This is a genomic window from Streptomyces omiyaensis, assembly GCF_014650895.1.
In the GTDB taxonomy this organism is placed as follows: Bacteria; Actinomycetota; Actinomycetes; order Streptomycetales; family Streptomycetaceae; genus Streptomyces; species Streptomyces omiyaensis.
The window spans coordinates 18,054-32,290 of the sequence record NZ_BMVV01000015.1; the positions used below are offsets into that span (position 1 = coordinate 18,054).

Annotated in this window: 11 protein-coding genes; 10 read left to right on the top strand and 1 reads right to left on the bottom strand. The window is 71.6% G+C overall.

The features are described 5' to 3' along the window. Nucleotides 1-208 precede the first annotated feature (208 nt). The 10 genes from nirB to IE287_RS23520 all read left to right on the top strand — a co-directional run bounded on the left by nirB (nt 209) and on the right by IE287_RS23520 (nt 13,681). Nucleotides 209-2,971, top strand: coding sequence for a nitrite reductase large subunit NirB (gene nirB / locus IE287_RS23475; protein WP_189851147.1), 2,763 nt, complete (start codon nt 209-211; stop codon nt 2,969-2,971). 399 nt (nt 2,972-3,370) lie between these two features. Next, nucleotides 3,371-4,792, top strand: a complete 1,422-nt coding sequence (locus IE287_RS23480; RefSeq protein ID WP_229883672.1) for an MFS transporter — start codon at nt 3,371-3,373, stop codon at nt 4,790-4,792. A gap of 200 nt (nt 4,793-4,992) precedes the next feature. Continuing rightward, nucleotides 4,993-7,263 (top strand): formate C-acetyltransferase, encoded by a 2,271-nt coding sequence (gene pflB / locus IE287_RS23485; RefSeq protein WP_229883673.1) that lies wholly within the window; start codon nt 4,993-4,995, stop codon nt 7,261-7,263. A 96-nt stretch (nt 7,264-7,359) separates the two neighbouring features. Then, complete coding sequence (pflA, locus tag IE287_RS23490) at nt 7,360-8,178, top strand: pyruvate formate-lyase-activating protein (protein WP_189851149.1); 819 nt, start codon at nt 7,360-7,362, stop codon at nt 8,176-8,178. Between the two features lie 87 nt (nt 8,179-8,265). Then, the gene (locus tag IE287_RS23495) at nt 8,266-9,390 is read left to right on the top strand and encodes a TMEM165/GDT1 family protein (protein ID WP_189851150.1); all 1,125 of its coding nucleotides are present in this window, start codon (nt 8,266-8,268) and stop codon (nt 9,388-9,390) included. Further along, nucleotides 9,391-11,703, top strand: coding sequence for a molybdopterin oxidoreductase family protein (locus IE287_RS23500; RefSeq protein ID WP_189851151.1), 2,313 nt, complete (start codon nt 9,391-9,393; stop codon nt 11,701-11,703). It begins immediately after the preceding gene. Between the two features lie 6 nt (nt 11,704-11,709). Continuing rightward, on the top strand, nt 11,710-12,357 hold the full coding sequence (locus tag IE287_RS23505) for a 4Fe-4S dicluster domain-containing protein (RefSeq protein ID WP_189851152.1): 648 nt from the start codon (nt 11,710-11,712) through the stop codon (nt 12,355-12,357). Then, nucleotides 12,354-12,995, top strand: coding sequence for a QcrA and Rieske domain-containing protein (locus IE287_RS23510; protein WP_189851153.1), 642 nt, complete (start codon nt 12,354-12,356; stop codon nt 12,993-12,995). The genes IE287_RS23505 and IE287_RS23510 overlap by 4 nt, the downstream gene beginning before the upstream one ends. Further along, the gene (locus IE287_RS23515) at nt 12,992-13,405 is read left to right on the top strand and encodes a hypothetical protein (protein WP_189851154.1); all 414 of its coding nucleotides are present in this window, start codon (nt 12,992-12,994) and stop codon (nt 13,403-13,405) included. Before IE287_RS23510 ends, IE287_RS23515 begins: the two co-directional genes overlap by 4 nt. A gap of 57 nt (nt 13,406-13,462) precedes the next feature. Beyond that, nucleotides 13,463-13,681, top strand: coding sequence for a hypothetical protein (locus IE287_RS23520; RefSeq protein ID WP_189851155.1), 219 nt, complete (start codon nt 13,463-13,465; stop codon nt 13,679-13,681). Between the two features lie 19 nt (nt 13,682-13,700). Here IE287_RS23520 and mscL read toward each other — a convergent pair whose 3' ends face one another. Next, nucleotides 13,701-14,159 carry a large conductance mechanosensitive channel protein MscL gene (mscL, locus tag IE287_RS23525; RefSeq protein WP_229883674.1) on the bottom strand — a complete coding sequence of 153 codons (459 nt, stop codon included), beginning with the start codon at nt 14,157-14,159 and terminating at the stop codon, nt 13,701-13,703. Nucleotides 14,160-14,237 lie beyond the last annotated feature (78 nt).

Here is a 14,237-nt window from a genome sequence, read left to right on the forward strand (position 1 = left end):
GCGCCGCCGCACGCCGTAAGGCCCCGCCGAGGGGGCCGCAAGTCCCTTCCGGTCGGGCCCTTTTCGGGGCGGACGCCCGCGCGTCCCCGCCTACGGTCGAAGGTGCGGGCCGACCGCACGCCGATCCCACCGGCCGCACCGCCCACCGATCACCGGCCACCGATCACCGATCACCGGCCACCGGCCACAGACCCCCCGGAGCGCCCCCATGCCGTCCCCGACCCCCCGCCTCGTTCTCGTCGGTCACGGCATGGTCGGGCACCGGCTGCTGGAGGCGCTCGCCGAGCGGGGGGCGCTGGCGGCGCACCCGGCGGCGCCGGGCTGGCGCGTCACCGTCCTGGCGGAGGAGGACGTGCCCGCGTACGACCGGGTGCACCTCTCCTCCGTGTTCGCCGGCACCGACCCCGGCCGGCTCGGGCTCGCGGCGCCCGGCTTCCTCGCCGCCCACGGCGTCGACCTGCGGCTGGGCGACCCGGCCGAGCAGGTCGACACCGCCGCCCGGACGGTCACGACCACCTCCGGCGCGGTCGTGCCGTACGACGCCCTGGTGCTGGCCACCGGCTCGTACCCCTTCGTGCCGCCGATCCCCGGCGCCGACGCCCCGGGCTGCTTCACGTACCGCACGCTCTACGACGTGGACGCGCTCACCGCCTACGCCGAGCACGCGCGGACCGGCGTCGTGATCGGCGGCGGGCTGCTCGGCCTGGAGGCTGCGGGTGCGCTGCGCACCCTCGGACTGGCCGCGCACGTCGTGGAGTTCGCGCCCCGCCTGATGCCCCTCCAGGTGGACGACGGCGGCGCGGCGGCCCTGCGGTCCACGATCGAGTCGATGGGCGTGGCCGTGCACACCGGCGTGGGAGCCACCGCGGTGGAGACCGGCGCGGACGGCCGGACCACCGCCCTCGTCCTCTCGGACGGCGAGCGGCTCCCCGCCGACCTGGTGGTCTTCTCGGCCGGTGTGCGCCCGCGCGACCGGCTGGCCCGCGAGGCGGGGCTCGCGGTCGGCGACCGGGGCGGGGTCGCGGTCGATCCGCACTGCCGGACCACCGACCCGTACGTGTACGCGATCGGCGAGTGCGCCCAGACCTCCGACGGGCGCGTCTACGGCCTGGTCGCGCCGGGCCACCAGATGGCGGAGACGGTCGCGGACCAGCTGGCGGGCGACGGGGCGACGGAGTTCACCGGGGCCGACACCTCCACGAAGCTGAAGCTGATGGGCGCGGACGTGGCCTCGTTCGGCGACCCGTTCGCGGGCGGCGGGGAGGCGACCGAGATCGTCTTCTCGGACGGTCGCGAGGGCGTCTACAAGAAGCTGCTCCTGGGCCCGGACGGGCAGCTGCTCGGCGGGATCCTGGTCGGCGACGCCGGGGCGTACGGCTCGCTGAAGCCGCACGCCGGGCGGCGCCTTCCGGCCCCGCCGGAGGCGTACCTCCTGCCCGCGGCGGCCGGCGGCGCGCAGCTCCCGGGCGCGGACGCCCTCCCCGACGACGCCGTCGTCTGCTCCTGCCACAACGTGACCAAGGGGGCGGTGAGCGCGGCGATCGCCGAGCACGGCCTGACCGACGTCGGCGGCGTGAAGCGCTGCACCAAGGCGGGCACGGGCTGCGGCGGTTGTGCCGGCACCCTCCAGGCCGTCCTCGACGCGGCGGGCGTGGAGAAGCGGCGCGGGCTGTGCGAGCACTTCCCGGAGCTGACCCGGCCGGAGGTGTACGAACTGGTCCGCACCGAGCGGATCCGTTCCTTCACCGAGCTGCTGGAGCGGTACGGCGCCGGGGGAGCGGGCTGCACGGTCTGCAAGCCGGTCGTCGCCAACGTCCTGGGCACCCTCGCTCCCGAACTGGGCCTGCGGCACGTCCTGGAGGGCGAGCAGGCGGCGCTCCAGGACTCCAACGACCTCTTCCTCGCCAACCTCCAGAAGGACGGCACCTATTCGGTCGTGCCCCGGGTCCCCGGCGGCGAGATCACCGCCGGACAGCTCATCGCCATCGGCGAGGTGGCCCGCGACCACGGCCTCTACAGCAAGATCACCGGCGGTCAGCGGATCGACCTCTTCGGCGCGCGCAAGGAGGACCTGCCGGCGATCTGGCGCCGGCTGATCGCGGCCGGCTTCGAGTCCGGGCAGGCGTACGGCAAGTCGCTGCGGACCGTGAAGTCGTGCGTGGGCGCGAGGTTCTGCCGCTTCGGGCAGGGCGACTCCGTGCAGCTCGCGACCGACCTGGAGCTCCGCTACCGGGGCCTGCGCGCCCCGCACAAGATCAAGGGCGGGGTCTCGGGGTGCCTGCGCGAGTGCGCGGAGGCCCGCGGCAAGGACATCGGCGTCATCGCCACCGCGGGCGGCTGGAACCTGTACGTCTGCGGCAACGGCGGCGCGACCCCGCGCCACGCCGACCTGCTCGCCTCCGACCTGTCGGCGACCGGGCTCTTCGCGCTGATCGACCGTTTCCTCATGTACTACCTGCGGACCGGCGAGCGGCTGGAGCGCACCTCGGCCTGGCTGGAACGGCTCGGCGGTTCCGGCGACGGGATCGCGCACCTGCGGGAGGTGCTGATCGAGGACGCGCTGGGCATCGGCGCCGAGCTGGAGGCGCAGATGGAGCGGCACGTGGCCGCCTACCGCGACGAGTGGCGGGCGGTCCTGGAGGACCCGGCGGCGCTGGCCCGCTTCGCGCCGCACGCGACCGGGGCGGAGTTCCTGGAGCCGGGGCGCGGGCGGGCGGCGGTGCTGCCGGACGGGACGGAGGCGGCGCTGTTCAAGGACGCGGCGGGCGAGGTGTACGCGGTGGGCAACCGGGATCCGTACTCGGGCGCCCACGTGATCGCCGACGGCATCATGGGCACCCGCGACGGCGTGCCGGTGGTGGCCTCGCCGATGCACAAGCAGGAGTTCGACCTGCGGACCGGCGCGAGCCTGGACGACCCGGACGTGTCGCTGCCGCTGCTGCCGGTACCGGAGCCGCCGCGCTCCTCCTGAGCGCCCGCGCCCCTCGCCCCCTTCCGGCCTTCTCCGCCTCCCCTTCCCTCCCCTTCCCTCTTTCGGCATCTCCCTCCTTCCCCCTCCTCCCCTTCCCCCTCCTCCCCGTACTGCCCCCGGCCCGTGCGCGACGGCCCCACACCCCTTCCGGGGGTCGTCACGCCGGCCGGGGGCACCCCCGTCTCCCCTGCCTCCCCCTCTTCCTCCCTCCCTCCCTCGCGCAGGAGGTCCGACCGGCCCCCGCCCCCGGGACCTATGGCCGCCCCGGCAGCCGACCTAGGCCCGTCCGGGGCGGCGACCATCGGCACTGACGACGCGCCAGAACCGAGGAGCAGCCTGGAAAGGCAAGGAAGAAGCCTCGAAAGGGCTCGTAAACGTCAGGGAAGTCAGGGAAGCGCCATGAGTTCCGTAGTCCAGGACAGCAGAACCACGGGCGGGTCGCCCGCCTCGTACGACGCGGAGCAGTACCGCCCCGGCCGGACCATCACGGACTGGGAGCCGGAGAACGAGCTGTTCTGGAAGTCGTTCGGCAGGAAGGTCGCCGGCCGCAACCTGTGGATCGCGGTCCCGGCCCTCCTCGTCGCCTTCGTCGTCTGGCAGGTCTGGTCCGTCACGGCGACCAACCTGAAGGACGTCGGCTTCGGCTTCTCGACCTCGCAGCTGTTCTGGCTGACGGCCATCCCGGGCCTGACCGGCGGCACGGCCCGCATCTTCTACACCTTCCTCGGCCCGATGATCGGCCAGCGGCGGTTCACCGCCCTGTCGACCGCCGTGCTGATCGTCCCGCTGATCTGGCTGGGCATCGCCATCCAGGACCCGACCACCCCGTACACCGTGATGGTCGTCATCGCCGCCCTCTGCGGCATCGGCGGCGCCAACTTCGCCTCCTCGCTCGCCAACATCGGCTTCTTCTTCCCCAAGGCGAAGAAGGGCAGCGCGACCGGCATCAACGGCGGTCTCGGCAACCTCGGCGTCTCCGTCGTGCAGCTGCTGACCCCGATCGTCATCACCTGGTCGACGATCGCGATCGGCTCCGCCCAGCACAAGGCCGACGGCACCCCCGTCTATCTCCAGAACGCCGCCTTCCTCTGGGTTCCCATCCTGCTGGTCCTGGCCGCCGTCGCCTGGTTCGGCCAGAACGACCTGAAGGTCGCCTCCACCCCGTTCAAGCAGCAGAAGGTCATCTTCAAGCGCAAGCACAACTGGCTGATGACCTGGCTGTACGTCGGCACCTTCGGCTCCTTCATCGGCTTCGCCGCGGCCCTGCCGATGCTGATCAAGACCACCTTCCCCGACTACTCGGTCGCCACCTACGCCTGGATGGGCCCGGCCGTGGGCGCCCTCGCCCGCTGGGCCGGCGGCTGGATCGCCGACAAGTGGGGCGGCGCCCGGGTCACCATCCTCTCCTTCGTCGGCATGGCCGCCGCGATCATCGGCGTGATCGACTTCCTGCCCTTGGGCGGCGACGGCGGCAACTTCTACGGCTTCTTCTTCTGCTTCCTCGCCGCGTTCTTCTTCTCCGGCATCGGCAACGGATCGACCTTCCGCCAGATCCCGGTGATCTTCCGCGGCACCCACCTGAAGGGCCTCGCCGAGGGCACCCCCGAATACACCAAGGCCCTCAAGCAGGCCGAGATGGAATCGGGCGCGGTCACCGGCTTCACCTCCGCGATCGCGGCCTACGGATTCTTCTTCATCCCGGCGCTCTTCGGCTCGGTCGCCGTCACCAGCGCGATGTGGGGCTTCGTCGCCTTCTACGTCAGCTGCATGGTCGTGACCTGGTGGTTCTACGCCCGCAAGGGCGCCGAGGCGCCCAGCTGACCGACCCCGGTGGTCCGCTCCGGCGGGCTCCGGAAACCCGCGCGAAAGGTCCCGCCACGGCGGGGCCTTTCCGCATGCCCGGAAAGGGGACCTAGGGCCCTCCGCCGGTGACCAATGCCGCCACAAATGATCGATCAAAAGGAGTGGAATGAAGGTAAGCAACGACGCGATCGAATGAATCGAAGAAGGCGGTGCGGGAAGTGACTGCGACCCCTGCGGAGACGACGGTGACCGAGCGGGCCTGGAAGGGCTTCAAGGGCGGGCTCTGGCGCGACGCCATCGACGTCCGCGACTTCATCCAGCAGAACTACACCCCGTACGAGGGCGACGACTCCTTCCTCGCCGGCCCCACCGGGCGGACCACCGCCGTGTGGAAGGCGATCACGGACAGGTTCCCGGAGGAGCGGGCCAAGGGCGTCCACGACGTCGCGTACGACATCCCCTCCACCATCACCGCCCACGCCCCCGGCTGGATCGACCGCGACAAGGACCTGATCGTCGGCCTCCAGACCGACGCCCCGCTGAAGCGGGCGATCATGCCCTACGGCGGCTGGCGGATGGTCGCCGGCGCCCTGGAGACCTACGGCTACCCGGTCTCCGAGGAGCTGGAGAAGGTCTTCACCGAGTACCGCAAGACCCACAACGCCGGCGTCTTCGACGCCTACACCCCGGAGATCCGCGCCGCCCGCAAGGCCGGCATCGTCACCGGCCTCCCCGACGCCTACGGCCGCGGCCGCATCATCGGCGACTACCGCCGCGTCGCCCTCTACGGCGTCGACCGCCTCCTCCGGGTCAAGAAGGAGGAGAAGGCCGAGCTCGACGTCCTCCCGGCCGGCGACCGCTCGCTGGAGGAGACCATCCGGCTCCGCGAGGAGCTCTCCGAGCAGATGCGCGCCCTCGGCGAGCTGAAGGCCATGGCCGCCTCGTACGGGCACGACGTCTCCGGCCCCGCCGCCACCGGCCGCGAGGCGATCCAGTGGCTGTACTTCGCCTACCTGGCCGCCGTGAAGGAGCAGAACGGCGCCGCGATGTCGCTGGGCCGCACCTCCACCTTCGTCGACGTCTACCTCCAGCGGGACATCGAGGCCGGCCTCCTCACCGAGGAGCAGGCCCAGGAGCTCGTCGACGACTTCATCATCAAGCTCCGCATCGTGCGCTTCCTGCGCACCCCCGAGTACGACGAGCTGTTCTCCGGCGACCCCACCTGGGTCACCGAGTCGATCGGAGGCATGGGCGAGGACGGACGGCCGCTGGTCACGAAGACCTCCTTCCGCTACCTCCAGACGCTCTACAACCTCGGCCCGGCGCCCGAGCCGAACATGACCGTCTTCTGGTCGCCGCGGCTGCCGCAGGGCTTCAAGGAGTTCTGCGCCAGGGTCTCCATCGACACCTCCTCCGTCCAGTACGAGTCGGACGAGCTGATGCGGCCGCGCTTCGGCGACGACACCGCCATCGCCTGCTGCGTCTCGGCGATGCCGGTCGGCAAGCAGATGCAGTTCTTCGGCGCCCGGGTGAACCTCGCCAAGACGCTGCTGTACGCGATCAACGGCGGCCGCGACGAGAAGTCCGGCGCCCAGGTCGGTCCCGCCACCGGCGCCCTCACCTCCGAGGTCCTCGACTACGACGAGGTGATGGACAGGTTCGACGAGCAGATGGAGTGGCTCGCGGACGTCTACGTCCACGCGCTGAACGTCATCCACTACATGCACGACAAGTACGCCTACGAGCGCCTGGAGATGGCCCTCCACGACCGTGACGTGCGCCGGACCATGGCCTGCGGCATCGCCGGCCTCTCGGTCGCCGCCGACTCGCTCGCCGCGATCAAGTACGCGAAGGTCAGCCCCGTCCGCGACGAGACCGGCCTCGCCACCGACTACGTGATCGACGGCGACTACCCCGCCTACGGCAACAACGACGAGCGGGTCGACGGGATCGCCGTCTGGCTGGTCGAGGAGTTCATGCGGAAGGTGCGCAAGCACCCCACCTACCGGAACGCCGAGCACACCCAGTCCGTCCTGACCATCACCTCGAACGTGGTCTACGGCAAGAAGACCGGCAACACCCCCGACGGGCGCCGGGCCGGCGAGCCCTTCTCCCCGGGCGCCAACCCCATGAACGGCCGCGACACCCACGGCTACGTCGCCTCCGCCCTGTCGGTCGCGAAGCTGCCGTACGAGGACGCCGAGGACGGCATCTCGCTCACCAACACCGTCACCCCCGACGGCTTGGGCCGCACCCCCGAGGAGCGGATCGGGAACCTGGCGGGCGTGCTCGACGGCTACATGGCGAGCGACGGGTTCCACATGAACGTCAACGTCCTCGACCGGGACGTGCTGATGGACGCCATGGAGCACCCGGAGAACTACCCGCAGCTCACCATCCGGGTCTCGGGCTACGCCGTGAACTTCGTCCGCCTCACCCGCGAGCAGCAGCTCGACGTGCTGAACCGCACCTTCCACGGGTCGCTGTAGCACCCCCTCCGCGCGGCCCGGGGCCACGGCCCTCACCCCGGCCCCGGGACCGCGCCCCCACCACCCCCGCCCCGCTCCCTCCCAGGAGGCCCTGCCATGGCCACGCTGCTCGGCCCGGACATCCCCGTCCGGCCCGCCACCCCGGTCCAGGCCGCCACCCCGGCCGCCGCCGCGACCCACCGCCCCTCCGAGGGCTCGGTGCACTCCTGGGACCTGTCCACCGGCGTCGACGGACCCGGCACCCGCTTCGTCACCTTCCTCTCCGGCTGCCCGCTGACCTGCCTCTACTGCCACAACCCCGACACGTGGAAGATGCGCAGCGGCAAGCGGACCTCCGCCGACGACGTGATCGCCGAGGCCTCCAAGTATGTCCGCTTCATCTCCGCCTCCGGCGGCGGCGCCACCCTCTCCGGGGGCGAACCGCTCCTCCAGCCCGTCTTCACCGGCGAGCTGCTGCACCGCATGAAGCACGAGCTGGGCCTGCACACCGCCCTCGACACCTCCGGCTTCCTCGGCGTCCGCGCCACCGACGCCCTGCTGCGCGACGCCGACCTCGTCCTCCTCGACATCAAGTCCTGGGACCCGGAGACGTACCGCAGGGTCACCGGCCGGCCGCTGAAGCCGACCCTGGACTTCGCCCGCCGCCTCGCCGACCTCGGCCGGGACGTGCACGTCCGCTTCGTCCTCGTCCCCGGCCTCACCGACGACCCCGCCAACGTCGAGGGCGTCGCCGCCTTCGCCGGCGGCCTCGGCAACGTCTCCCGGGTCGACGTCCTCCCCTTCCACAAGCTGGGCGAGGCCAAATGGCAGGCGCTGGACATGCCGTTCACCCTCCACGACACCCCGTCGCCCACCCCCGGGCAGGTGGCGGCCGTCCGCGAGGTCTTCCGCTCCCACGGCCTGAACGCCGTCTGACGGTCCCGGGCGGCACCCCGGGCGACGCGTTCACTCTCCAATAGCTCAAAACGGGCTCAAAGGGCACATAAGTCCTACCGTGGCCCCGTGACCGAGCCACCGCAGACCGCCGAGCCCACCACTCCCGAGCCGGAGGCGACCGCCCCGGTCCCGGAAGCCCGCGCGCCCCAGACCCCCGCCGCCGTGCGCCGCCGCGCCGTCCTCGCCGGCACCGCCGTCTCCGTCCTGCTGATCCTCGCGATCGTCTTCGGCAGCCGGCTGCTCCGCGACTTCGACTCGGCCCTGCTCCCCTACGCCGTCGCCACCGTCTTCCTCGCCTTCGGCGTCGCCTACCGCTACACCGTCTGGGTCTCCGCCCCCGGTGCCCGGCGGCTCTTCCGGCAGGGCTGGCGCTCCTTCTTCTCCGTCGCCAACTTCCGCAGGGCGCCCACCGCCCTGCCGAGGATGATCGCCACCTACCTCGGCTTCCAGAAGTTCCTCGGCGCCCGCTCGCACGCCCGCTGGGCCGCCCACCAGCTCCTCTTCTGGGGCTGCGTCCTCGCCGCGCTCATCACCTTCCCCCTCACCTGGGGCTGGTTCACCTTCACCTCGAACACCGGCGACGGCCCCGGCTACGAGATGCGGATCTGGGGCATCAAGGTCCTCGGCTTCAACGCGCTCAACATCATCGGCTGGCTGATGTTCCACGGCCTCGACATCGCCGCCGTCCTCGTCATCGCCGGCGCCTCCTACTTCCTGTGGCGCCGCATGAAGGACCGCGGCGCCGTCACCGGCCAGCGCTTCGCCTACGACCTGATCCCGCTGATCGCCCTGATCGTCATCTCGGTCACCGGCCTGCTGCTCACCTTCTCGTCGATCTTCCTGCACGGCGGCGGCTACGAGTTCCTGGCGATCCTCCACATGGTCTCGGTCGTCTTCACCCTCATCTACATCCCCTTCGGGAAGTTCTTCCACATCGTCCAGCGGCCCGCCGCCGTCGGCATGCAGCTCTTCAAGTACACCTCCCGCCGCAAGGACGGCGCCGGCGAGGAGCTCCAGACCTGCCGCCGCTGCCACGAACCCATCGACACCCCCGAGTACGTCGAGAACCTGCGCGGCACCATGCAGGACCTCAAGCTCGACTTCGACGCGTGGGCCGAGTACTGCCCCCGCTGCAAGCGCGTCCTCCGCGGCAACGCCTACCTCACCCACGTCAAGAAGGGCTTCAAGTAAGTGACCGCGACCGACCCGTCCCGCGCGCTGCCGCTCGATCCCTCCGTCGCGCCGCCCGGCACCCGGAACTTCCGCGACGCCGGGGGCATCCCCGCCGACCGCTGGCACGCCGACCAGAACGGGGAGACCCTCGTCCCCACCCACTGCTGCTTCTGCGGCGTGCAGTGCGGCATGTACCTGCGGGTCGACCGCGCGGGGAAGGTCTTCGGCGTCGAACCCCGCAACCACGACATCAACCGGATGCGGCTCTGCCCCAAGGGCATCAACGCCTACCAGCAGGTCAACCACCCCGACCGGCTGACCTCCCCGCTCATGCGCCGCAACCGGGACGAGGAGTTCCGCCCGGTCAGCTGGGAGGAGGCGCTCGACCACACCGTCGCCGAGATCCGCCGCATCCAGGGCGAGTACGGCAACGACGCCTTCGGCCTGCTCGGCGGCGCCAGCCTCTACTCGGAGAAGACCTACCTCGTCGGGAAGTTCGCCCGGGTCGCGCTGAAGACCAAGCACGTCGACTACAACGGGCGCCTCTGCATGGTCTCCGCCGCCGGCGCCAACAAGCTCGCCTTCGGCATCGACCGGGCCGGCAACCCCTTCTCCGACATCCTCCTCACCGACTGCCTCCTCATCGCCGGCTCCAACGTCGGCGAGTGCTTCCCGGTGATGACCCAGTACCTGTGGGGGGCCCGCGACCGCGGTGCCACCCTCATCGTGGTGGACCCCCGGCAGACGGCCATCGCCCGCACCGCCGACGTCCACGTCGCCCTCAAGCCCGGCACCGACTCGGCCTTCTTCAACGCCGTCCTGCACGTCATCGTCGCCGAGGGGCTCACCGACGAGGCCTACCTCGCCGACCGCACCACAGGCTGGGACGAGGTCAAGGCCACCGTCGCCCAGTACCCGCCGTCCCGCTCCGCCCCGATCTGCGGCGTCCCCGAGGAGCAGATCGTCCAGGTCGCCCGCATGTTCGCCGGCGCGGACAGGGCCATGGCCTGGCACGCCCGCGGCGTCGAGCACCACTCCCAGGGCGTCGAGAACTGCCTGACCATCATCAACCTCTGCGTCGCCACCGGGAACATCGGCAAGCCCGGCGCCGGCTACGGCACCATCACCGGCCAGGGCAACGGCCAGGGCGGCCGCGAACACGGCCAGAAGTCCGACCTCCTCCCCGGCGGACGCTCCATCTCCAACCCCGAGCACCGCCGCCAGATCTGCGAGATCTGGGGCATCGAGGAGTCCGAACTCCCCGCCGCCGGCACCTCCATGATGGAGATGGTCTGGCAGATGCAGCGCGCCGAGATCCGCGGCCTCATCGGCATCTGCAACAACCCCTTCGTCTCCCTGCCGAACTACGCCACGGTCAAGGAGGGCTACGACACCCTCCAGTTCCACGCCCAGTTCGACTTCTTCCTCTCCGAGACCGCCGCCAACGCCCACGTCGTCTTCCCCGTCACCGTCTGGGCCGAGGACGAGGGCGTCATGGCCAACGCCGAGGCCCGCGTCGTCAAGCACAACAAGGCCCAGGAACCCCCGGCCGGCGTCCGCACCGACACCTGGGTCATGTGCGAGCTCGCCAAGCGGCTCGGCGCCGGCGACAAGTTCGCCTTCCCCGACTCCCGCGCCGTCTTCGAGGAGCTGCGGATCGCCTCCGCCGGCACCGTCAACGACTACTACGGCATCACCTACGAGCGCCTGGAGGAGACCGGCGGCATCGCCTGGCCCTGCCCGACCACCGAGCACCCCGGCACCCCCCGCCTCTTCGAGGACGGACGCACCTACCACCCCGACGGCAGGATCCACATGCAGGTCGTCGAGTGGCACCCGCCGATGGACCCCTACAGCGAGGAGTACCCCCTCTCGCTCACCACCGGCCGCACCGTCGCCCACTTCCTCTCCGGCAACCAGACCCGCCGGCTCGGCGCCCTCGTCGAGCAGACGCCCCGCCCCTGGGTCGAGGTCCACCCCTCGCACGGCTTCCGCAACGGCGACCCGGTCCGCGTCGTCACCCGCCGCGGCAGCGAGGTCTTCCCGGCCCTGGTCACCGAGGCCATCCGCCCCGACACCGTCTTCGTCCCCTACCACTGGCCCGTCCCCACCGCGGCGAACGCCCTCACCATCGACGCCCTCGACCCCCGCTCGAAGATCCCCGAGTACAAGGTCTGCGCGGCCCGCATCGAGGCCGCCGAACGCGTCGACGAGGTCCCCGCGCCGCCGACGGCCCCGGGGCGGCCCGCCTACCCCGAGACCCAGGTCTCCCGCACCGACCCCCTGCCGCCCACGTCCCCGCAGGGCCGGGGCACCGCGGAGAGGAGCTGACCGCACATGATGGGCCGCACGATCTTCATCGACCCGGGCCGCTGCATCGGCTGCCAGGCCTGTGTCTCCGCCTGCCGCGAATGCGACTCGCACCGCGGCAAGTCGATGATCCACCTCGACTACACCGACGAGGGCCACTCCGTCGCCTCCCTCCCCACCGTCTGCATGCACTGCGAGGACCCCGTCGCCCCCTGCGCCGAGGTCTGCCCCGCCGACGCGATCCTGGTGACCGCCGACGGCGTGGTGCAGCAGGCCGACACCACCCGCTGCATCGGCTGCGCCAACTGCGTCAACGCCTGCCCCTTCGGGGTCCCGAAGATCGACCTCCAGGCGAAGCTCCAGATGAAGTGCAACCTCTGCTACGACCGCACCGCCTACGGTCTCGCCCCCATGTGCGCCACCGTCTGCCCCACCGGCGCCCTCTTCTACGGCACCCTCGACGAGCTCCGTGCCGAGCGCCCCGGCGTCCAGGTCGCCGACTCCTTCACCTTCGGCGACGTCGTCGTCCAGACCGGCGTGGCCATGGTCGTCCCCGCCGACAAGGTCCAGTGGCCCGTGCCCGGGGGGCTTCCCGTCGTCGAGATCAACGGAGTGGACGTGAGCGGAGCGAACCCGAACCAGGGCGGCGGCGCGCGACAGGAGGGCGTGCGATGAGCGTCACCGACCCGCAGCCGCCCGCGCCGGACGCCGGTGCCGACGCCGCCCAGGAGGCGCTCCGCGACCGGATCGCCGCCGACTCCCTCACCACCCGCCGCGACTACCTGCGGATCGTCGCCACCGTCTCCGGGGGTCTCGCCGTCGGCGGTGTCGCCGTCGCCTCCGGCATCCTGCACCGCCACGGCGACGCCGACGGCACCCCGCAGCCCAAGCGGATCGCCGACCGGATCCTGCCCGGCGAGTCCCTCGCCTTCCGCTACCCCGGCGACGAGGACCGGGCCATCGCGGTCCGCATGGAGGACGGAACCCTCGCCGGCTACTCCGCCGTCTGCACCCACCTGGCCTGCGCCGTCCTGTGGCGCAAGGACCGGGGCAGTGAGGGCGAGCTGTACTGCCCCTGCCACGAGGGGATCTTCGACGCCCGTACGGGAGCGGTCACCGCGGGGCCGCCGCCGCGCGGCCTGCCGAAGGTGATCCTGATCGAGCAGCTCGACGGCAGCGTCTGGGCCATCGGCACCGCCCGCTCCGGCGAGAGCCTCCAGGAGGGACTCTGCCGCCAGCAGGGCGACGCCCTGCGCCTGTGCCAAGGCGTCTCGGGACCCGGTGCCGCCGCCGAGAGGAGTGAGCGGTCATGACGGACGCACCCTTCCCCCGGGACCCGGAGGCGCCGCGGCCGCCGGCCGGCCCGCCGCCGGCCCAGCCGCCCTCGTACCACCCCGGGAGCGCGCAGCCGCGGCTGAACAGGCCGGTGTACGAGCGCTATCCGCAGATCCGGCCCACCAGCGGCTACGGCGACCCGCGGATCCGGCACACCGGGCCGGGGCCCGGGGCGGGCACGGAGCAGGAACCGGAGCGTTCCTCGAAGCTGTCGGCGCGGCTGGCGCTGGCGCTCACGGTGCTGATCGGCCAGCTGTGGGGGCTGACCATCGTGGTGGACGAGTGGATGTCCGGCGACACCGGCACCGCGTGGTGGGGCGCGGGATTCCTCGTCCTGTCGTTCCTGGTGGTCCTGGGTCTGTGGGCGCTGGACCCGAAGGACCGCTGACGGCGGGGCCGCCGAGGGGAAGGGCCGGGGGCGGGGGAGCGGGCGTACCCTGAAGACATGAGCACCGCCCCCGCCCACGGACCGCGAGACGCGAAGCCGCACGGCATTCGGCCGAATTCCGAGAACGCTCCGAAGCCGGTGATCGTCTTCGACGATCCGCTGGACGCGCAGTCCGCGGACGACACGGACCGCGGGTGGGGTGAGCGGCCTCCGGCCGGCGGGAGCGCCGGCGACCTCGCGCGCTTCCTCGACGAGAAGCCGCCGCACCACCTCTGACGCCGGGGCGCCGCTCCGGTCAGGGGGTGGAGTGCGTCGCCTGGTTGCCGCCCGGGCCGCGCTGCGCGACCAGGTGGTCGCGGATCTCCTTGAGCACCTCCAGCTCGCTGACCTCCATCACCTCGCCCACGCCCTCCTTCGCCTTGTCGTGCGCGGCACGCTTGGCGAGGACCTTGGCCATCGGCAGGACCATGAGGAAGTAGACGACGGCCGCGGTGATGAGGAAGCTGAGGATGGCGCTCAGCACCAGGCCCCACTGGAGCTGGATGCCCTGCATCTCCCCGTCGACGATCCGGCAGGGGTCCTTGATGCAGCTCGCGTAGCTCTCCAGGTCCTTGGTGCCGAAGGCGCCCACGATCGGGTTGATGATGCCCTTGACCACCGAGTTCACGATGTTGGTGAACGCGGCACCGATGACGACCGCCACCGCGAGGTCGATCACGTTTCCGCGCATCAGGAAGGCCTTGAAGCCCGCCATCACGCTTTCCTTCTTCTCGGCCACCGAGGTGCCTTTCTACGGGTGTGGTGCTGTCTGCGGAGTCATTAGGCCGTGGAG

Bases quoted from the DNA above. Each gene is read 5' to 3' on its own strand.
- nirB (WP_189851147.1), top strand. From the start codon at position 209: ATGCCGTCCCCGACCCCCCGCCTCGTTCTCGTCGGTCACGGCATGGTC.
- IE287_RS23480 (WP_229883672.1), top strand. From the start codon at position 3,371: ATGAGTTCCGTAGTCCAGGACAGCAGAACCACGGGCGGGTCGCCCGCC.
- pflA (WP_189851149.1), top strand. From the start codon at position 7,360: ATGGCCACGCTGCTCGGCCCGGACATCCCCGTCCGGCCCGCCACCCCG.
- IE287_RS23505 (WP_189851152.1), top strand. From the start codon at position 11,710: ATGATGGGCCGCACGATCTTCATCGACCCGGGCCGCTGCATCGGCTGC.
- IE287_RS23510 (WP_189851153.1), top strand. From the start codon at position 12,354: ATGAGCGTCACCGACCCGCAGCCGCCCGCGCCGGACGCCGGTGCCGAC.
- IE287_RS23515 (WP_189851154.1), top strand. From the start codon at position 12,992: ATGACGGACGCACCCTTCCCCCGGGACCCGGAGGCGCCGCGGCCGCCG.
- IE287_RS23520 (WP_189851155.1), top strand. From the start codon at position 13,463: ATGAGCACCGCCCCCGCCCACGGACCGCGAGACGCGAAGCCGCACGGC.
- mscL (WP_229883674.1), bottom strand. From the start codon at position 14,159: ATGGCGGGCTTCAAGGCCTTCCTGATGCGCGGAAACGTGATCGACCTC.